The 19,418-nt window shown below is 40.3% G+C and carries 17 protein-coding genes; 11 read left to right on the top strand and 6 right to left on the bottom strand.

Annotated elements, in window-relative coordinates:
* Positions 1-4 precede the first annotated feature (4 nt).
* Complete coding sequence (locus Q4600_RS11690) at positions 5-253, top strand: hypothetical protein (RefSeq protein WP_303516380.1); 249 nt, start codon at positions 5-7, stop codon at positions 251-253.
* 105 nt (positions 254-358) lie between these two features.
* Here the strand turns inward: Q4600_RS11690 and Q4600_RS11685 are convergent, their stop codons facing one another.
* A complete protein-coding gene (locus Q4600_RS11685) occupies positions 359-1,201 on the bottom strand; it encodes a 23S rRNA (adenine(2030)-N(6))-methyltransferase RlmJ (RefSeq protein WP_102526976.1) in 843 nt (280 codons plus the stop codon).
* A gap of 133 nt (positions 1,202-1,334) precedes the next feature.
* On the opposite strand from Q4600_RS11685, the gene Q4600_RS11680 reads away from it, so the two are divergent.
* Complete coding sequence (locus Q4600_RS11680) at positions 1,335-2,102, top strand: class I SAM-dependent methyltransferase (RefSeq protein ID WP_229370605.1); 768 nt, start codon at positions 1,335-1,337, stop codon at positions 2,100-2,102.
* A gap of 137 nt (positions 2,103-2,239) precedes the next feature.
* Here Q4600_RS11680 and Q4600_RS11675 read toward each other — a convergent pair whose 3' ends face one another.
* Complete coding sequence (locus Q4600_RS11675; RefSeq protein ID WP_102526975.1) at positions 2,240-2,635, bottom strand: nuclear transport factor 2 family protein; 396 nt, start codon at positions 2,633-2,635, stop codon at positions 2,240-2,242.
* Between the two features lie 112 nt (positions 2,636-2,747).
* Here Q4600_RS11675 and Q4600_RS11670 point away from each other — a divergent pair, with 112 nt between their 5' ends.
* The 5 genes from Q4600_RS11670 to Q4600_RS11650 all read left to right on the top strand — a co-directional run bounded on the left by Q4600_RS11670 (position 2,748) and on the right by Q4600_RS11650 (position 10,346).
* The gene (locus tag Q4600_RS11670) at positions 2,748-3,617 is read left to right on the top strand and encodes a LysR family transcriptional regulator (protein ID WP_303516384.1); all 870 of its coding nucleotides are present in this window, start codon (positions 2,748-2,750) and stop codon (positions 3,615-3,617) included.
* 421 nt (positions 3,618-4,038) lie between these two features.
* Positions 4,039-5,976, top strand: coding sequence for a GGDEF domain-containing protein (locus Q4600_RS11665; protein ID WP_303516386.1), 1,938 nt, complete (start codon positions 4,039-4,041; stop codon positions 5,974-5,976).
* Positions 5,977-6,347: 371 nt separating this feature from the next.
* Positions 6,348-7,202, top strand: a complete 855-nt coding sequence (locus Q4600_RS11660; RefSeq protein WP_102526972.1) for a mannosyl-3-phosphoglycerate phosphatase — start codon at positions 6,348-6,350, stop codon at positions 7,200-7,202.
* A gap of 1 nt (position 7,203) precedes the next feature.
* Positions 7,204-8,424 (top strand): glycosyl transferase, encoded by a 1,221-nt coding sequence (locus tag Q4600_RS11655; protein ID WP_102526971.1) that lies wholly within the window; start codon positions 7,204-7,206, stop codon positions 8,422-8,424.
* A 179-nt stretch (positions 8,425-8,603) separates the two neighbouring features.
* Positions 8,604-10,346, top strand: a complete 1,743-nt coding sequence (locus Q4600_RS11650) for a sugar phosphorylase (RefSeq protein ID WP_303516390.1) — start codon at positions 8,604-8,606, stop codon at positions 10,344-10,346.
* A gap of 128 nt (positions 10,347-10,474) precedes the next feature.
* Here Q4600_RS11650 and Q4600_RS11645 read toward each other — a convergent pair whose 3' ends face one another.
* Both Q4600_RS11645 and Q4600_RS11640 read right to left on the bottom strand, forming a co-directional pair.
* On the bottom strand, positions 10,475-11,929 hold the full coding sequence (locus tag Q4600_RS11645) for a methyl-accepting chemotaxis protein (RefSeq protein WP_303516392.1): 1,455 nt from the start codon (positions 11,927-11,929) through the stop codon (positions 10,475-10,477).
* Positions 11,930-12,285: 356 nt separating this feature from the next.
* Positions 12,286-14,259 (bottom strand): diguanylate cyclase, encoded by a 1,974-nt coding sequence (locus Q4600_RS11640; protein WP_303516394.1) that lies wholly within the window; start codon positions 14,257-14,259, stop codon positions 12,286-12,288.
* A gap of 439 nt (positions 14,260-14,698) precedes the next feature.
* Between Q4600_RS11640 and Q4600_RS11635 the strand changes: the two genes are divergently transcribed.
* The 3 genes from Q4600_RS11635 (at position 14,699) to Q4600_RS11625 (ending at position 16,469) form a co-directional block, all read left to right on the top strand.
* Positions 14,699-15,049, top strand: a complete 351-nt coding sequence (locus tag Q4600_RS11635) for a DUF4870 domain-containing protein (RefSeq protein WP_229370595.1) — start codon at positions 14,699-14,701, stop codon at positions 15,047-15,049.
* Positions 15,050-15,134: 85 nt separating this feature from the next.
* Complete coding sequence (locus Q4600_RS11630) at positions 15,135-15,791, top strand: Bax inhibitor-1 family protein (RefSeq protein WP_102529618.1); 657 nt, start codon at positions 15,135-15,137, stop codon at positions 15,789-15,791.
* A gap of 45 nt (positions 15,792-15,836) precedes the next feature.
* On the top strand, positions 15,837-16,469 hold the full coding sequence (locus Q4600_RS11625) for a GNAT family N-acetyltransferase (RefSeq protein WP_303516397.1): 633 nt from the start codon (positions 15,837-15,839) through the stop codon (positions 16,467-16,469).
* A 19-nt stretch (positions 16,470-16,488) separates the two neighbouring features.
* Here the strand turns inward: Q4600_RS11625 and Q4600_RS11620 are convergent, their stop codons facing one another.
* The gene (locus Q4600_RS11620) at positions 16,489-17,034 is read right to left on the bottom strand and encodes an NADPH-dependent FMN reductase (protein WP_303516399.1); all 546 of its coding nucleotides are present in this window, start codon (positions 17,032-17,034) and stop codon (positions 16,489-16,491) included.
* 62 nt (positions 17,035-17,096) lie between these two features.
* Positions 17,097-17,501, bottom strand: a complete 405-nt coding sequence (locus Q4600_RS11615; RefSeq protein WP_303516401.1) for a VOC family protein — start codon at positions 17,499-17,501, stop codon at positions 17,097-17,099.
* 281 nt (positions 17,502-17,782) lie between these two features.
* Here Q4600_RS11615 and Q4600_RS11610 point away from each other — a divergent pair, with 281 nt between their 5' ends.
* Positions 17,783-18,685 carry a LysR family transcriptional regulator gene (locus Q4600_RS11610; protein ID WP_303516403.1) on the top strand — a complete coding sequence of 301 codons (903 nt, stop codon included), beginning with the start codon at positions 17,783-17,785 and terminating at the stop codon, positions 18,683-18,685.
* Positions 18,686-19,418 lie beyond the last annotated feature (733 nt).

The raw sequence follows: 19,418 nt of genomic DNA, 5'->3' as shown, positions 1-19,418 counted from the left end.
AAGGATGATGAAGAACAAAAGGATTTTATTGGCGTGTTTGTTAGTACCGTTACTTACAGCGTGTTCCGCACGAACGGCTACAAATGCAGCTAACGACTTTGTTATTGGTGCATATGGAAATGCTGAAAAGAGGGAAGTTGAGGAGTCTCGCCCCCAAAGTCAGACATCGAGTAATAATACCCGTAAGGATGTGAGTGTTGGGATTTTTAGTGCGATATTAGGTGCTCTTTCTCGGACGTTAAATGGCGATTAGCAAGTTGATATCACTATTTTGAAGCTAGAAACATTGAAACTAAAAAGCCCATGCAATTAAAATTACATGGGCTTTTTGTTGAGTACTAAATTATTTTGTCGCTAATTATTCTGGCACTTCTAATTTCACAACGGTTTTACCGCCACTTTTACCAAGACAGCGCTCTAAATAGTCTAAGGTTTCTTTAGCCGCGATATCTAATTTCCATGGTGGATTAATCACCCATAAGCCCGCTGCTGTCATGCCAAACACATTATTATCAGGAGTAATTGACTGTTCAATTCGCAGTTGATGCTTAATGCCACTGTCAGTCAAAATCTTTAGCATCGCTTCTGTTTGCGCTCTATCTACAACTGGATACCAAAGCATATAAACACCCGTTGCAAAACGTTTATGGGCTTTGATGATGGCATGAGCAACATCTTGATAGTCTGTCTTCATTTCATAGCTTGGGTCGATCAGCGCGACAGCACGGCGCTCTAGAGGTGGCACTGCAGCAATCAAGCCTTTTAAACCATCACCTTTAATCACGCGAACATGTCGGTCGTTACTAAATTGCTCATCTAATGAAGCAAAGTCGGTGCCGTGTAATTCATGCAATACCATGCGATCTTTTTCGCGCATGTTCATGTCAACAAAAGCCGGTGAGCCTGGGTAAAACGCTAACTCTTCTTCACCTTGATTAAAGTGTTTTACATCTTCAATATACTGCTGCAAAGGTTCAGGTAAATCATCTCGTTCCCAAAGTTTGGCGACACCATCTAAGTATTCACCCGTTTTCTTCGAAAACTCATCAGTTAACGCATAACCTCCCGCGCCAGCATGGGAGTCAATATAGGCCATAGGCTTATCTTTTTTGTGCATCAATTTAAGCACTTGAAGCAGCATTGTGTGCTTGAGTACATCAGCATAATTGCCAGCGTGATAACCGTGACGATAACTTAACATGAGAGATCCCAACTTATTTGAACAGCAAAATGCTGTGTAATAGCTGCATTATAAGTTTTCTATGGCATCAGGTATAGGTATTCACTGCCGCAGGCTTTTGGCATAATAAACAGGAATCACTTTGACTGTCGGGATCCCTTTGCAAATACCTATCTTTTTTAATCAACAATATCCTTCTCTCATCGATATTACTGAGCGTTGGGGATTAGTGTGGGACAAAGAGGCGGATTTTGAGCTGCGTTTTGAACACAACACCTTGAGTTTACATAAACGCGACGAGCCAAAACTCGATGGGATCAGTGTTGATTTTGTCTCAGGTGCCGTTGCTCATCGACGTAAATTCGGTGGCGGTCGCGGTCAAACTATTGCAAAAGCAGTGGGACTTAAGCAAGGCGTGACGCCGACGGTAGTAGATGGCACCGCTGGTTTAGGCCGTGATGCGTTTGTGCTTGCCAGTTTAGGTTGCAAAGTGATTATGGTTGAGCGCCACCCTGTGGTGGCAGCTTTACTTGAAGATGGCCTTCGCCGCGCCTATGAAGATGCTGAAATTGGTGAATGGATGCTCGCTCGCATGAGTTTATTCCATGGTTCAAGCATTGAGGCTTTGGCCGATGCAGCAGCGCAATCAGGTGAAGCAATCGATGTCGTCTATCTTGATCCTATGTACCCGCATCGTGAAAAGTCAGCATTAGTAAAAAAAGAAATGCGCGTGTTTCAAACCTTAGTGGGTGCAGACTTAGATGCTGACGGACTATTAAAACCTGCTCAGGCACTGGCAACAAAACGTGTTGTGGTTAAGCGGCCTGACTATGCAGAAGATTTAGATGGGGTAAAACCTAGCATGGTATTAGCGCAGAAGAAAAACCGTTTTGATGTGTATGTAAAAGCAGCAATGAAATAGTTTAAACTGCAACCAACCGAGGCATTGATAAAGCTAAACAACCCTTTCCCTCACAGTTTAGGGAAAGGTTGTAAATCGATGAACTGTCAATCATGTTAGCTGCATTCATCAACGGAGATAAACAGATAGCATAATGTTTAGCGCTCGCCTTGTACTTCAAATTCGTCGCTAGCGAGTCTAGCGCGTCCGTCTGCTTCAACAACCCAAAGTTCGCGATGTACAACACCAAAAGCTTTATTCATTGTCCATTGCGAGGTTAAAATATAGCCACTTTCGCCTTCAGCTTCCCAAGTCACTTGAGTGTAGTCAACTTGGTTAAAACCTTGGTCCATAATACCTTGCCAAAAAGCTTCAATAGCTTCGCGCCCTTCAAATACACCAAATGGACGTGCTGTCATAATGCAGTTTTGTTGATATTGAGCTGCACAAGCCTTGGCATCTTGATGGTTAAATGCGACTTGCCATGCAGCAATCCCTTTTTTGCATGCGGCTAATATTGAGTTGTCAGTGCCAGTAATCGTGTTATTTGTCATTTGAGGTTCCTTGATAAGCTGTTATTTCGTCATTGAGATCTAGATTAGTCTTATCATTAGCTCTTAAAAACAGCTATATTGATATTCACTGTTAAGTTAAATAGAACAATAAATGTCTAGATTACGACAAATGTCAGTATTTGCTCATATTGTTGAAATGGGCTCGATTACCGCCGCAGCTGAAGCGTTAGAAGTATCAAAGTCAGTGGTAAGTCAGCATTTAAAATCCTTGGAAGCTTCTTTGGGCATCATATTGTTGAAACGCACCACCAGAAAGCAAGCTCTGACCGCTGCAGGTGAGCAGTTTTATCAACAATGTAAAACGATAAATCAGATCGCCAGTGACGCATGGCTCGAAGCTGAGGAAACAAAGAATGTGCCTCAAGGTAAAGTAAGAATAACGGCACCAAATGCGCTTATGGAAACCCTCGTTGCTCCTGCTATTACACAACTGTTAGTGCAATATCCGCAATTAAAACCAGAGTTAATTAGTCATGACCAACATTTGGATTTGGTAAATGAAGACATTGACTTAGCGATTCGAGTTGGCCAGTCACCATCAAGTAACTTAAAGCAAAAACGCATTGGCGAGTTTAGAGATGTACTTGTTGGCAACAAAACACTTATTGAATCAAAGGCGTGGCAAGTTTTACCCTATGTCGCCAATTCATGGCAAAGTAAAACTATTAGCCATCAATTTATCAATTCAGAAAAATTAATTTGGCATTATCAAGCACAAGCACACTGTATTGCTAACTCATTTCATACTTGCTTAGCGTTAATCCAATCAGGAAGCGGTATAGGAATAGTGCCAGATTTTTATTTTTCCAAGTCTGAACATGAGTTATGTGAAGTTTTTCTGGGGCAGAAATTAGCGTTAAATAGTGTCTATGGCTTACACCCCTTTGACAATAGAATGCCACTGAGTGTCAAAGTGTGCTTAGATGCCATTAGCCAGCAGTTCACCCTAGCGACCGCATAATGCCAAATAGCTTTTGATCTATGTACGACTAAGCAATTTACAAAAGCATTGCACATAAGCATTGCACATAAGCATTGCACATAAACATTGCACATAAGCGCTTCATATAAGCATTTAACATCTCTATTTGGCAGCATGTTAATACTGAAACACTCCAAAAATATTAAAATCAATCGAGGCTTACAATGAGGTCTAATGAAAGCCGAGTGTAGATATTTTGTTTATTCGACAGTGTCATATTTTTATTCATTCACAGAGTCATATTTTTACGTTAGAAGCAGTAATTATTTTTGTTCCATATGTAACTATACGTCACAAATATATCTTTAAATCAATATTCTACCTTTAATGGAATGCTATGTTGGCTTGAAATAGATATACTGCTAAAGGGTTAGTGGATTGAGATGGATAGGGATTTTAAATGATGCAAAATTGGCGAGTATGGCTGTGTTGTGCCATTTTTGCATTCAGTGCAAGTGGAGTTGCAAATACTCTTGATATAAATTCTCGTGATATAAATTCTCGTGATATAAATTCTCATGATATAAATTCTCATGATATAAACAGTCTAGATATATTAGAAGAGTCAGCTTTATCTGTCAGCCCTCAAGAAGGTATAGCGTTATTAGATCAGTTTGGTCTGGGAAATAACGGCTTGAAACCAGAGCAGCAAGCCAAAGTGTGGTTTCTCTATGGTCAATTATATGAAAAAGCTCGTGAATTGGATAAAGCCATTGCCAGTTATGACAAAGGCATTGCATTAGTAAAGTATCTGCCAATTACTGATGTACTTATTGATAGTCATTTAGAAAAGTCCTTTGCTTTGTATTTACAAAGCAATGATCCTGCTGTGTATTGTGCCGATAGAAAACAAGCGCTTCTTTATGCCCGCCAACATAACAACTCTGAGCTACTCGCAAAAACCTTAACTCAAAATGCATTTTGTTACAGTGAGCCTGAAACTGTTTATCAAGGGATTGCCTTACTTGATGAAGCCATGCTGATTATTGATAAGAGTGAGAATCTCAATGTACATCGTAAAGCGATGATTTATAACGCAACAGGCAGTTTATATCGGAGCGTAGGCTTACATCAAAGAGGCTATGAAAATTTTGAAAAAGCGTATCAAACCTGGCAAAGCATTAATGACATTGAAGATATGTTTAACATGCAACATAACATGGTCAGCCAAGCGATTAAGTTAGCTGATTGGGACAAAGCGCGTAAGAGCATTGAAGCACAATTTGCCCTAGCAAATATGGTTGATGAAACCAAAGATTTACTGTTTTTTGCTCATTTAAATGCAGGACGTATTGCATTACGGACTCAAAATTATCAACAAGCTATATTCCATTTAGAAAATGCGGTTTCCTTAGAGCACACCACAAAAGAAAAGTATTTTATCTCCAGTAATTATTTGTATTTAGCCTTGGCCTATTTTAAAAGTGGAGATGCCAAAAAAGCTGCTGAAGCTGCAAGAACGTTTCGATTAAACAAGCGCTTTGCCGCCAATATGAAAGCAATGTTTCTAAAGGCCGATGCCATTATCGCACTGGATGAAAATAAGCCCGTTATTGCGGCAAGTAAATTGTTTGAAGTTATTGATATAGAGAGAAAAGTTAATCAAAGTGTTATCGATAACAAAGTGGTGAGTAATTCGCTGGAGCATAATTCAAAAATTGCCGATTTTGAGAATGAATTACTGGCAAATAAGTTAGCCATCAATGAATTGAATTGGGCATCAGTAAAAGATAAAGAACGTATCAATGAGCTTAAAATGAGCTTGTTCATCGTCATTCTGGTTGTTCTAGCTAGCATAGTATTGTTTTTACTTTTTTCGAGAAAATCTTTAAAAGTAAGGGCGCAAACCGATTTTTTAACGGGGCTTGCAAACCGTGGTCATACTTTTCAAATCGGTCAAAAAATCGTAGAAAAAGCCTGGAAGAAGCACCAACCTGTCGCTGTGATTATTTTTGATATCGACAACTTTAAATCGATCAATGACCAATATGGTCACCATATTGGTGATTTAGCGATTGATGCAACCGCTAAACGAGCAAAAAGCTGGCTTAAAAAGCATGATCTCGTAGGACGTATTGGTGGTGAAGAGTTTTTAATCATTCTAGACAATACCAATAAAGAAGAAGCATTTAATATTGCAGATCGATTACGCAATGGAATAGCATCTCAATCATTTCAATTTGATGATGAGACTGTCGAGTTCACCGTGAGCCTAGGAGTTGCAGTGCTAAGCGACAGCCATACAGCACTAACGACATTAGTTAAACAGGCAGATGATGCGCTTTACCAAGCTAAATTTTCAGGAAGAAATAAAGTTTACCTTGCTGAATGTGCTTAAAGTAAACTGTTGTTTTTCTTTCTGAGCATTAAAAATTTATTAAATAGCCTAGCAATTCAAACGTTGGGGCCGCATAAGTTTACCTCGTTTGTTATTTAAAAGATGATGGTTCAAGTGGCTCTCTCTGCGCAACTCAATGACCAAATTTGCACCTTATTGGTGCGTAAGTTGTTTTAAAACCTCGCAACAATGCCCTTAATTACCTCAAAAGCAGTATTTGTTTTGCAAATATCACTCAATATTTTATTGATTACTTTCAATGGTTAAAGCCTCTGTCTGTTCCAATTTAGTGCAGCCTATTACGATCTGGCATATAACCTGAAACGTTTTAAACAGAGATATTTTTTGTTTGCGAACGGAAGGGAATAAATATGACGACAAGACCGCTTATTTTTACCGACATGGATGGCACGTTACTGGATCATTACGATTATAGCTTTTCGAGTGCAATCGGGGTGATTGAGGCTTTGGTAGAAAAACAAATTCCCATCATTGCGAATACTAGTAAAACCTTTGCTGAAATGGAAAAAATCCAACAGACAATTGGTTTCAATTCTCCTTTTATTTCCGAAAATGGCGCGGTGGTTTATATCCCCATCGGCTATTTTGATACCCAACCTGCTGATACATTTACCCAAGGGTACTATTGGGTAAAAGAGTTCTGTGAACCCCGCGAACATTGGCTACAGCTATTAGATTCAAAGGCGAGTGATTTTGCCAGCGACTATATTGGCTTTTCAACTTTAACTGCAGAAGAGTTATGTGAATTTACTGATTTATCAGCTGAAAAGGCGACCTTAGCCTTAGTGAGACATTATTCCGAACCTGTACTTTGGACGGCCGATGAAAGCCGAAAAAGAGCCTTTATAGAACATATGAACAGCCTTGGAGCGAACATGCTTCAAGGAGGTCGTTTTTTACATGTGGGTGGTCATACAGATAAAGGTCGCGCAATGGATTGGCTTGCGCAAGTGTATGCAGACAAGTATCAAACCAGCGTGCAAACCATCGCCCTAGGCGACAGTGGTAATGACAGCGCCATGTTAGAGGCCGCTGATGTGGCAATTCAAATTAAGTCACCCACTCATACTTTTCCAAAAATCATCACAGACAACAAAACCATGCAGAGCGAGCATTATGGCCCTAAAGGTTGGGCTGAATGTTTGCAGGCCTTGTTATTAGAGTCATCGACATCCACACCATCATTCACACTTGAGGAGGCATAATATGGCCGATTTCTACCAAAATGGCATTGTTACTACGCTACATAACTTAACTCAGCGTACCCATGATGAAATGGAAAAGGACTTACTCAAGTTTTCTAAAACCCGTCCTTTAGGCTTGATCTTGCCTTCATTATATTCAGAGCTTGAAGGCGAAGCCTTACCGCAGATAATCAGTAAGTTAAAAGAAGTACCCTATCTCAGTGAGATTGTTATTGGGCTTGATAGGGCCGATAAAGAGCAATATAAGCAAGCGCTTGGTTTCTTTAATCAACTGCCGCAACATCATCGAGTATTGTGGAATGATGGCCCTAGATTACAGGCATTAGATGCCAAACTGAGTAAGTTAGGTTTAGCACCAAAAGAACTCGGTAAAGGACGAAATGTCTGGTATTGCATGGGTTACACCTTAGCGTCTGGTAAAACGGAATCGGTGGCACTGCATGATTGCGATATTGTCACTTATGAAAAATCATTACTTGCTCGTCTGTTATACCCAGTGGCCAATCCACAGTTTAATTACGAATTTAGTAAAGGTTTTTATGCGCGTATGTCGGATGGAAAAATCAATGGCCGCGTATCACGATTACTAGTGACCCCATTGATTAAGGCACTTCAGAGGGTTTTAGGACACAATGAATATCTAGAATATATGGACAGTTTTCGTTACCCATTGGCGGGTGAGTTTTCATTTCGCCGTGACGTATTAAACGATCTGCGCATTCCTAGCGATTGGGGTCTCGAAATTGGTGTGCTCAGTGAAATGCACCGTAACTATGCTCATAATCGTATTTGTCAGGTGGATATTGCGGATAATTATGATCATAAGCATCAGGATTTATCCTTAGATAATGCTGAGGCTGGCTTATCTAAAATGTCGATCGATATCACTAAGGCTTTCTTTAGGAAACTCGCCACTCAAGGTGAAACCTTTAATACAGAAGCCTTTAGAACCTTAAAAGCCACTTATTACCGTATCGCACTCGATTACGTAGAAACCTATCATAATGATGCGTTGATGAATGGGCTCACTACTGATATTCATACTGAAGAAAAAGCAGTAGAAATGTTCACCCAAAATATTGTCACAGCAGGGCAACGCTTTTTAGATAATCCGATGGAAACGCCGTTCATGCCAACGTGGAGCCGCGTGATTAGCGCAATGCCGGATGTACTCGAACAGCTTAAAGCCGCTGTCGAAGCAGATAACGCCGAGTTCATGTAAGTTATGAGTGTTGGGTTTTCTGGTCTATGGTTTTCACTGCAAAGTCCTTAAACGATTTAGTACTTAGATTAAGTGCCTAGGTTTAGTACTTAGATTTAGCGCTTAGATTTAGTTGCTAAAGCCGCTGGCTTCAAGGGCTTGGTAGTGAGTAGAAATGACTCAGGTTAGAAGAAAGACAAATGACAGAATTAGAATGTTTAAAACACAAGCTTACACAGCAACTTGATAGCATCTATCAAGATGTTGAATTAGCGCTTGAAAGCGATGAGATCGCTGATGCTTTAATTGATGCAATGCGTATCGAGCAAGGTGGATTTACCCCGAAACCGTTTAGTAATCATTGGTCAGAACAAGATGTGGTGATGATTACCTACGGTGACAGCATCATGTGTCCGAATCAAAATCCGCTCGCGACCTTATCTGAATTTATGGACACTCATCTTGAGTGCATTAATTCGGTGCATATATTGCCGTTTTTTCCGTTTAGCTCGGACGATGGTTTTGCTGTTATCGATTATTCCAGTGTCAATGATGGCTTAGGGGACTGGTCTGATATTGAGACGATTGCTGCAAAACGCAGGTTGATGTCAGATTTAGTGATAAACCATTGCTCTAGCCGAAGTGCATGGTTTCAAAACTTCATTAAAGGTGAAGGGGTCGGTCACGATTACTTTTTTACTGCCAATGTCGAAGATGACTTGGCAGAAGTCGTGCGCCCAAGAACCTCTGATTTACTCAGGCCGACACAAACCATTAAAGGCTTGCAGCATGTGTGGTGTACGTTCAGCCATGACCAAGTCGATTTTGATTTTAGAAACCCACAAGTCTTGTTGGAATTTGTGCGGATTATTCGTCAGTATCTTGATGCTGGAGTGAATATATTTCGCTTAGATGCAGTCGCTTTTTTATGGAAAATCGTTGGCACCAAATCCATTAATTTGCCGCAAACCCATGAAGTGATCCGTCTGCTGCGCACGCTTATTGAGCACGCACAACATGATGCAGTCGTTATCACTGAAACGAATATTCCTAATACTCAAAACTTGACCTACTTTGGTAATGCTAACGAAGCCCACTGTATTTATAACTTCTCTTTGCCGCCGTTACTTATCAATACTTTGATTACAGGTAGTTGTTTGTATTTAAAGCGTTGGCAAATGAGTATGCCACCAGCGCAAGACGGTACCACTTATTTCAATTTTATTGCTTCTCATGACGGTGTTGGTTTACGGCCAGTGGAAGGGATATTGGAAGATGAAGAGATCAAGGTGTTGGTGGACACCATGACCTTATTTGGTGGCAAAATTTCCAGCCGAACGAGCGAAGATGGCCAGAAAAAACCTTATGAAATGAACATAGCGTTAATTGACGCGCTGCAAGGGACGACAAAGGGTAAAGATCAGTTTGGTTTGGCGCGATTTACCTGTGCCCATGCAATTATGTTAGGGCTGGAAGGTATCCCTGGTATTTATATTCACAGTTTACTCGGTACGGGGAATGATTATGAAAAACTCGCTAACACCTCCCATAATCGTTCTATCAATCGTCACCGCTGGGATTGTCAGGCGCTTAATGGTCTATTAGCTGATGAAAATAATGTTCACAGTAAGGTGTTAGCGTCATTAACTAAACTGATCAGCATTCGAACGAATCAAAAAGCATTTAACCCTAATGCGACTCAATTTACCTTGCATTTAGGCTTACAGTTATTTGGTTTTTGGCGTCAAAGCCGCGATCGAAGACAAAGTGTTTTTTGTATCAGTAACATCACCGATCAACCGATGGACTTACCCTTAGCCGAGCTTAATTTAATTGGCACAGAAACCTGGTTTGATTTGATTGATGGTGAAGTGATTAATGACATTACTGCAACGCAATTATTAGAGCCTTATCAAACCGTTTGGATCAGTAATGTGGCGTAATATCAGTTAAATAAATTTTGGATATTTAAACAAAAAACCAGCATGATTGCTGGTTTTTTTATTAGTTTAGTTAGTGAAGTGCTCATTTAATTAATACTAAACACTATGGCATTGATGTGTAGACGCTGCTATTTTTCAGCAAGCGTGTACTGCTTCAAAATATCATCAAGCCCAACAGACGATTGGGTTAAATTGGCTGCAAGTGCTACTGAGCGGTGAGCGGTTTCTCTAATGGTTTCTGCTTGGCCGCGAATATCGTTTAGCTGACCAGCAATATCACGTGATGCCGCGCTTTGTTCTTCAGATGACGCTGCAATTTGTGAACTCATATCAAACACACTACTAATTGAAGTCACCATACTATCCACATCATGACCTACTGACTCAATTGCACTTCTACCTTGATCTGCTTGAGATACAATATCCGTGGTGATTTGCGATAAGGTATTGGTGTCTTTTTGTAGCCCTTCAATCATGGTTTGAATTTCAACTGTGGCTTGTTGGGTGCGACTTGCCAGGGTTCGCACTTCATCTGCTACCACTGCAAACCCTCGACCTTGTTCACCGGCTCGCGCTGCTTCGATAGCCGCGTTGAGCGCCAGTAAATTTGTTTGCTCTGAAATACTATTAATCGTGGTCACTACAGCACCAATATTGGCTGCCGCTTGAGATAACTCGCCTACCGAGGTTGAAGCTTCTGAGATTCGACTGGTTAGGGTACCAATACGATTAACTGCTTCAGCAATTTGAGCTTGGCTATTACTGGCTTGCGATGCGTTTTCTTGGCTTTGTTCTGACGTGCTGCTGGCATTATGGGATACATCTTCAATAGCGGCTGTCATTTGCGTCATCGCGACGGATACCGTATCTAAAAATTCGTGTTGATACTGAGTGAGTTCTTCACTTTGATTGGCTTGCTGATTAAATTCATTCGCCGCTTCAGACAGCGTTTGCGCATTAGCAGCAATGGCGGTGACCATTTCACTCATATTATCGGCGCTACGATCAATTTCACGGGCGATTAAGCTGAAATCATCAGTACCAAAAAAGTTAAGTCGTTGACTGAGGTCGCCGTCAGCAAGGCGCTTGATGGCAACATACATGTCCCATAATCCGCCACCGAGAGAGGTTGAAGTCCAATAGCACACTAAGTACAGCGGCAGTAAACCGATAAAGGCGAATAAGAGTGAGCTACTGGCGCTTGAGAGTGCATCGGCTTCTTGCTTAGCGACATTAACAGTGATGACTAATGCTTGGTTATTAATCGGGGCACTCACTGTGACATTGTCACCACTGCGGCGTGGTTGCATTAACGAGCCTATAGACGCATTGAGTTGTTGCGCATATTGAGATAGCTCTTGGCCTTCAAGGGATTGAAGTTGAGCGCTTTCGGCCAGTGCATTGACTCTTGACTGGACTGATTGCTCTGAGGCCGATTTGATGTTTGCGCTGGTATTAAAGTAAGTACTAAGGGCCACCGTCGCGGTAATCAGGGTGACTAAAGTGCAAATTACCCAAAATTTACCATTTAAGCTTAACTTGATCAGTATGGCATCGACTTTGCGAAAATTGATTTGTTTCATCTTAAATATTCCTTTACCAAAGCCAAACTTGAGCAGTGACTTCGTCTGTTAAACTCACGATAATTTATTCTAGTTGAATCTGAATTATCTATGGTTTAGTTAGCAGTATGAGCCCATGTTCAGGTTATTAATGTTCGGCTTTTGGTAATATATTGTTGAGTCATATATTGTGAATCATGTAACAAGGCATGGTAACGCCAATGAATAGCAATTAATTCGAGAGAGATCCCAGTATGCGTGTTTTATGTTTATGGCATAACGCGAATTCAGCTAAATCATCTAGTGAATGCAACTCTCTACAGTCAACTTGTATCGGCTAAATTTAAAAATAGTTTAATCAGTTTACTTGATCATACTCACAAATTAACTGGCTGTTTAATACTGATATCATCGTTGGCGTGCTTAAGATTCAAAGGGGCAATGACAGTCAACTTTTTACTATGTTCAAGTGAGTTAGCATCGAAAGCTTGAATCTGATTTCTCCCAGCCGCTTTAGCAGTGTATAGGGCAATGTCAGCATGCTTAAAAGCTAAGGTGGCATCATCTTGTACTTTCGAAATTCCACCACTCACAGTAAATTGCATCAATTCACTGTGAGCGATCATTTGTTTTAAGCGATTAAGTACAGCCTCCGCTTGTTCAAGAGAAGTATGAGGCATCAAAATGGCAAATTCTTCCCCGCCAATACGCGCAATAATGTCAGTTTCTCGGCATTGCGAAGTTAGAAAACTGGCTAAGTTTTTAAGTGCTACATCACCAACATCGTGACCATATTGGTCATTAATTTTTTTAAAAAAATCAATATCAATAATTCCTAAGCAGGCTTGATAATTACTATAGCGCTTAGTGAATATGTTAAGTTTAGTCAGTTCATCATCAAACTTTCTTCGATTCCATAAACCTGTTAATGGGTCAGACTCACTCTGATTTCTAAGGGTTTCTTCCAACTGCTTTCGCTGAGTAATATCAGTAAACGTAACCACATATTTTTTCACGCTGCCAAAACTATTTCTGAGTACTTGAATGCGTACCATCAAGGCGTATTCACTGCCTGACTTATTGGTTCCCATGACTTCACCTTGCCAATTATCTGTTTGCAAATGACGTTGAATTGCGACCATTTCCGTTTGCGAAAACTTCAGGTTTAACTTAGCCAGTGACTCGCCGATTAATTCATTAGCAGTAAAGCCTGAAACCCTCACAAATACTTGATTTGTTTTGACTAACTTAAAGCGCTTATCGGTAATAATGACACCAGCAATGCCATTAAAGGCAGCTTCCATGAGTTGCTGATTCATTTGATTATTTTCATGGCTGTTATAAATTTTGAAGAGATAGCTGCAAAATCCTAGTAAGAGCAATAGCAGCAAAATAGCCTTAGTTAGTAGGTTTTGTTTTTGTTCGGTGACATACGCAGAACTTGTCGGCGACGAAATAAGAATATATTTCCCTAATGGTGCATAAACGGCACTGAGTCCTAGCTCTGTATAAGAGTAAACCATGCTATCGATGGTTAAACGTCCTTCATCTGAAGACAATATTTGTTGCCATAAAACAGCAAAATCATTGGCAAGATTATGTTGTTCATCCGTGCTAAATAAATGGCCTAAGACTTCAGATGGCTTGTCACTGGCGAGTAAGTTGCCGTTTTCGTCAATGAACCGCGTTATAAAGGTGTCGCTTTGCATTTCTTCAATGGCATTAAGGATGTTATTCACACTGAGGTTGATGACGATATAGCCTTGACGTGCGTTGAGGTGATAAACAGGCATGATGATCCGTAAACTGGTTTGGATTGGCTTCATTAGCTGGCCGTTTTCAGTTTCAATATCAACAGGCCAGGTGCCTATTTCGCCTTGTTTAAGTGCTTGTGCATGCTGAAAATAAGCGCGTTTTGACTTATTTTCTAATTGAGATACAGGAATGCGCTCGATATTGTTTTGCTTATTATTGACCCTGATGAGCTCAATACCTGAAGCATCCAAATAGCGAATTTGTGAGTAAACATTTTCATTTTTAACAATGAAATAAAACATGTTTTCTAGTGCAGTGCGATTTCGGCTGCTTGGCGTTTGGCTGAATAACTCAATCTGTGGGCTGGTGGATATTTTTTTGATGATGTCGTCAACTTCTTCAATCACATCTGATAAGCGTTGAGATGAGAAAGCCAAACGTTGCTTATGACTGTCATTAATTCGAGTCAGCTGATCGGATGTAATCCGTTGATATTGGCTGAATACGTATAAAGATAAACTGATCGCAAAGAACAGCACTGTGCTAAAAATAAGCTTGAATACACGGATATTCTTATTTCGCAGGGTGTTATGCATAGGTCTTTGCTCACTTGTTTGGCTATGAAATTAGGGTTACTAATCTCTTCAGCTGCTACTTTATATGGGCCAAGAAACCGATAGTTACCTTTATGTGCCAAAGCAAGTTTGAGTATCAATGTTTTAAACTGATGGCATTTTACTGAGCAGATAAAATATTAACTAAGGCAATGTTTTTAAATGATTAATAAATTAAATTAAATTGAAATTTAAGCGCTGGAACTATTGCGGAACATGCTTATGCTGGTTAATCTAACTGCAGAACATATTGTTAGTCGAATAGTGAAGGATTGCTATTGAGTCAGTGAAAAGGAGCTTTCAAGGTTTTTCTTCACGCCTTTCTATATCCTCCTGTAACAAACTATTCCTAATATGCCTTCAATAACAATAATTTAATTATTTTTTAAAACAGCATAAAGCGAATGAAAAAGGATTCAACATGAGCGAAGAAACAAGTTTACAAGTCGAAGAAATTAACCAAGATTCTAAAAACCTAGCGCTACTTTGCTGGATTGGCACCATCTTTTTTGGTTTTATCCCTGGTTTAGTTTTATATCTGGTGAAAACTGATGATGAGTTTGTCCGTGAACAAGCAAAAGAGTCATTAAACTTATCGATTACGGTCATTATTGGTTACTTCATTTCAAGCCTGCTATTTATCATTGTCATTGGCATGTTAACTATGTTTGCTGTAGGTATTTTTAATCTAGTATTTTGTATTTTAGGTGCAATTGCAGCCTCTAAAGGTGACAGCATCAAAGTGCCTTATATTTTACGTTTAGTTAAGTAAATCAGAGTAAATTCATAGTGCTTGAACATCAGCATGGTGCAGTTATGCCATGCTGATTAAGCGCCACACTTAAAAGGAATATTAAGTGGAAACAAATGTTTTTGACCGTAGGCATACCACGGATAATATTATCAGTGGGCCGCTGTATAATTTGGTCATAGGTTTAACCCTTTGTTGGGGTTTTGGCGTGAACTGGTGGATGGTAACGAACATCTCCCCAGAAGCCATTGCTTCAGTTAATTCTTGGGTGTTTTTTATTGGCTATTTTGCTTCATGTTTTCTCGGTATTTACCTGTTTTCATCGTCTGATAAACCGATTGTGAGTTTTATTGGCTACAACTTTGTTGTGGTGCCGTTTGGTTTTATTATCAATTTAGTCGTCAGTCAGTATGATGCGGCTTTAGTGTCTGAAGCGATTAGAATTACTGGCTTGGTCACCATTGGTATGATGTGTTTAGGCACATTGTTTCCCGCTTTTTTCAGTAAAATTGCTGGTGCGCTGACGATTGCACTCTTGCTGGTTATCGTGGTTGAACTGATTGAAATCTATGTATTTGGTATTCATCACGGCATATTAGATTGGATAGTGGTGCTGATTTTTTGTGGTTATATTGGTTATGACTGGGGTCGTGCTAATCAAATACCAAAAACCGTCGATAATGCTATCGACAGTGCTGCAGCGCTCTACATGGATATTATTAACTTGTTCCTGCGGATTTTACGGATTTTAGGTCGAAAATAATTTGCCTGTTACCGATATTCATTAAGGGCTGCAAGGCCCTTTTTTATGGACTATCGAAAATATAAATGGGTGTTTGCTATGGATGTGATGGCTCAAAGTGGCGTGTCACAGAATGATATGCAGGAGAATAGTTTGCAGGATAACGAGATGAAATTGATTAAACCTTGTATGCAGTATCAGGCAAGCTATTTGGCTTACATTACTGAACTAGCTGATGAAGAACGTTACCCATTTCCGCTTGATTTTGACTGTGATGATTTTGCGGCAATGCTACAAAAAAATCAGGATTTTGCTGATGGGGTTAATTTGCCTCAAGGCTATGTTGCCAGCGAAACCTATTGGCTAGTCGACGGAGTAGACTTAATCGGTGTAGCCAATTTACGCTTAACCCTTAATGACAACATAAGGCACTGTGGTGGTCATATTGGTATGGGGATCAGACCGAGTTATCGGGGTAAAGGTTTAGGGGCTAAATTGATGGCGCAAACTATCGCATTGGCAAAGGGTAAAGGCATGAATGAACTGCACATTCATTGCCATAAACACAATCAGGCGTCAGCGAAAATGATCATAGCCAATGGCGGCATATTGCACTCAGAAATAGAGATAGTAGCAGACAATGGCAATCAATCTAATAACGCTGTAGCAATAGTACAGCGCTATCGGGTTTGTAAATGAAGCTAAAACTGCTCAAGCTTTATGAGTTACTGACCAATTCACTGACTGCTTGAGTTAACTGTTGTACTAGCGCTGAGTCGGTTATTTCGCCTGTTGCAGCATCAAAGTTCTGATAAAAGCTAGGTACTGACATTGAGCCTTTCACGTCTGCGGCAAAATATGGGGCTGAACCCGTTGCAGCGGCTAAAACACTGCTGGCACCGCCAGGTCCTGGAGAGGTTGCTAGTAGTAAAGTTGGCTTACCTTGGAATACTTTTTGGTCGATACGCGATGTCCAATCAAATAAGTTTTTATATGCAGCGGTGTAAGAACCATTATGTTCGGCAAAAGAAATAACGATAGCGTCAGCTTGACCTATTTTGTCGAAAAAAGCCTTAGCTAGTGCTGGCTGGCCTAGCTCTTTCTCTCTATCTTCACTGAATAATGGAATTTCATAGTCATTAATGTCCAGTAATTCTACTTCGGCGTTATCGACTAATTTGGCTGCTTGGTTAGCGGCGTAATTAGCTAATTGTTTGTTAATTGATTGACGGCTACTGCTTGCTGCGAATGCTAAAATTTTCATGTAATTGCCTTATATGTCTAAGTCAGTTTTTCTATTTGTTCATTAATGGTTTCTGTAAAGGGTTAATGGATATCTAAGCCTTTATATTCAATAAACTCAACCACATTTCTATCAGGGTCTCTGATAAAGAAAGAGGTGCCATTGACATGCTTAATTGGTTCACCACTCAATGGAATGTTTAATTCAGCTAGCTTAGTTATCACCGCTGCTGCGCTCGTCACTTCTAATGCCACATGGGTATAGCCAGTATGTTTAGTCGGAATATCCATTAACACGTTAGTGTCAGTATCTGCGGCGTTCAAAATAAAGTTAATATTGACACCGCTAGGGTGCTCGATAATCGCAACCGGCTCAGGTCCTATTGGGCCGGCAATATAGTTAAATCCGAGTTGTGCATAAAATGCCTTTGATACTTCGAAATCTTTAACTCTTAAGCCGTAATGATTAATGCGTGTTATCTGTTCCATGGCGTTATTCCTTACATTATCAATAAATTATTCAGTTAAGTGACTAGATGACTAGATGATTAAGTGACTAGGAACTCATGAAGCTACTTTACGCAATAAACTGCTTATGATTAAGCCAGTAAAAGGGAAATTATTATTTCCATATGACTCGTAATAACCATTTTAAGTTTTAATTTTGGCTTTATTGGAACTAAAACTATTGCTAAATTGGTTATTCATTAACGCACTAATGGCTGCAGACAATTCGAATTACAGCTCTGTTGCTAGAAAAGGAATGTGAAGTGAAATTGGATACTAAGTTATTTGACGGAATCGTTATTTTCACACAGGTGATTGAATCTGGCAGTTTTTCAGAGGCAGCAGATAAAATGGGCCATTCAACTTCGCATATTAGCAAAGCAGTTACCCGCTTAGAGCAAAGGTTAAAAACCAGATTACTGCACCGTACAACGCGTTCATTAAGTTTAACGCCTGAAGGAAAACTGTTTCATCAACAGTGCCTGCAAATCGTCAGTGATGCTGAGCAGGCCGTGGTCATGCTCGACAGTAGCCAGCAAACGCCTTCGGGCACGTTAAAGTTAAGCTGTCCTGTGACATTTGGACTAAAGCACTTACAACCGATTCTATCGATGTATATGCGCTTATATCCTGAGGTTAAACTAGAGTTGGATTTCAGCGATCGCCATGTGGATTTAGTTCAAGATGGTTATGATTTAGCGATTAGAGCGACACATCAATTGGATGATTCCAGTCTGATTTGTAAGCGTATTAGTCAATTTAATGCCTATACCATTGCGACACCTGCTTACTTAGCTAAGTATGGAATACCGCAAACCCCAGAAGATCTCATTACTCATCAATGCATCTGTTATAGCAATCTAAAACAGCCAAATCGCTGGGTGTTCGAGCATCCAGAAAAAGAGACTGTGACCATTGATGTCCCGCAAGTCATTGGCTGTAATAATGCTGATATGGAGCTGGCAATGGTACTCGACCATCATGGTATATGCCGCTTACCATCGTTTTATCTTGGCGATGCATTGGCAGAGAATAAACTGACATTACTGTTTGAAGATTACCTTCAACCTGAAATTGATATCTATGCCATCTACCCAAGCCGTAAGCATTTAACCCCCAAAGTTAGAAGTTTTATTGATTTGCTGGTGGAGCAAATGCCGGCTTAAAGTACACGTGCCTAAGCTACTTCAAGATGCACGGTTCTGCCCCAAAACTTGTTAGCAGCTTTAGTTAGCTAATGATTTTATTTGAATAGAATCTAAATCAAAGTCGTGGCGCTTCGCCCATTCTTTTGTAAAGAGCAGACTAAAAGGGAGTGAACTGCGACTCCCTCTTAGAACACCCCGCAGCTCCGGCGAAATTTAAAGAGCAAAATTTCCAACGGAGAATGATCCAGTTTTAAACTTCATTTTGAGTCCGCTTCGGCAAGCTACAAAAATCACTAACGCTTACGATGGGGCGTCCCTTCCCCTCGAAAGCTAGCCTGACGTCCTGTCAGGCTCACGCTATTTTCTTCAGCGTCCTCACTTCAAATGGAGTCTTTTAAATGTAAGATCTACTAGCTTTGGCTCTTTAAATTGTCACGAATACAGTCAAATCGAAGAGATGAAAATTCGGGTGTAAGCGCGGCTGTGACCGTCCATGACATGGACGTCATGGCCGAGCTTTCAGGGACGAACTTGCTGCGTGTCACAGTCGTGCTTGCACGATAGCCTGCGGCAGGCAATGGATTAGATTGAAGTGACGACTCTCATTAATAGGGCCAATACTGATGAAGTACAAAGTTGATGCTAGTAACTCGTTTATGCCCTAAAGCTTGTTTCAAATTTTGAAGTTATCATTTGAAAAAATCAAAGTCGTGGCGCTTCGCCCATTCTTTTGTAAAGAGCAGACTAAAAG

The sequence above is a fragment of the Shewanella sp. 2_MG-2023 genome (assembly GCF_030548905.1).
GTDB lineage: Bacteria > Pseudomonadota > Gammaproteobacteria > Enterobacterales > Shewanellaceae > Shewanella > Shewanella electrodiphila.
This window is presented reverse-complemented; position numbering and strand designations above follow the sequence as displayed.

Excerpts from the sequence above, each read along its gene's own strand:
- Q4600_RS11615 (WP_303516401.1), bottom strand. The coding sequence starts at position 17,501 with ATGGAACAGATAACACGCATTAATCATTACGGCTTAAGAGTTAAAGAT.
- Q4600_RS11635 (WP_229370595.1), top strand. The coding sequence starts at position 14,699 with ATGAGCGAAGAAACAAGTTTACAAGTCGAAGAAATTAACCAAGATTCT.
- Q4600_RS11660 (WP_102526972.1), top strand. The coding sequence starts at position 6,348 with ATGACGACAAGACCGCTTATTTTTACCGACATGGATGGCACGTTACTG.
- Q4600_RS11650 (WP_303516390.1), top strand. The coding sequence starts at position 8,604 with ATGACAGAATTAGAATGTTTAAAACACAAGCTTACACAGCAACTTGAT.
- Q4600_RS11620 (WP_303516399.1), bottom strand. The coding sequence starts at position 17,034 with ATGAAAATTTTAGCATTCGCAGCAAGCAGTAGCCGTCAATCAATTAAC.
- Q4600_RS11685 (WP_102526976.1), bottom strand. The coding sequence starts at position 1,201 with ATGTTAAGTTATCGTCACGGTTATCACGCTGGCAATTATGCTGATGTA.
- Q4600_RS11625 (WP_303516397.1), top strand. The coding sequence starts at position 15,837 with ATGGACTATCGAAAATATAAATGGGTGTTTGCTATGGATGTGATGGCT.
- Q4600_RS11640 (WP_303516394.1), bottom strand. The coding sequence starts at position 14,259 with ATGCATAACACCCTGCGAAATAAGAATATCCGTGTATTCAAGCTTATT.
- Q4600_RS11665 (WP_303516386.1), top strand. The coding sequence starts at position 4,039 with ATGATGCAAAATTGGCGAGTATGGCTGTGTTGTGCCATTTTTGCATTC.
- Q4600_RS11675 (WP_102526975.1), bottom strand. The coding sequence starts at position 2,635 with ATGACAAATAACACGATTACTGGCACTGACAACTCAATATTAGCCGCA.
- Q4600_RS11690 (WP_303516380.1), top strand. The coding sequence starts at position 5 with ATGATGAAGAACAAAAGGATTTTATTGGCGTGTTTGTTAGTACCGTTA.
- Q4600_RS11655 (WP_102526971.1), top strand. The coding sequence starts at position 7,204 with ATGGCCGATTTCTACCAAAATGGCATTGTTACTACGCTACATAACTTA.
- Q4600_RS11670 (WP_303516384.1), top strand. The coding sequence starts at position 2,748 with ATGTCTAGATTACGACAAATGTCAGTATTTGCTCATATTGTTGAAATG.
- Q4600_RS11645 (WP_303516392.1), bottom strand. The coding sequence starts at position 11,929 with ATGAAACAAATCAATTTTCGCAAAGTCGATGCCATACTGATCAAGTTA.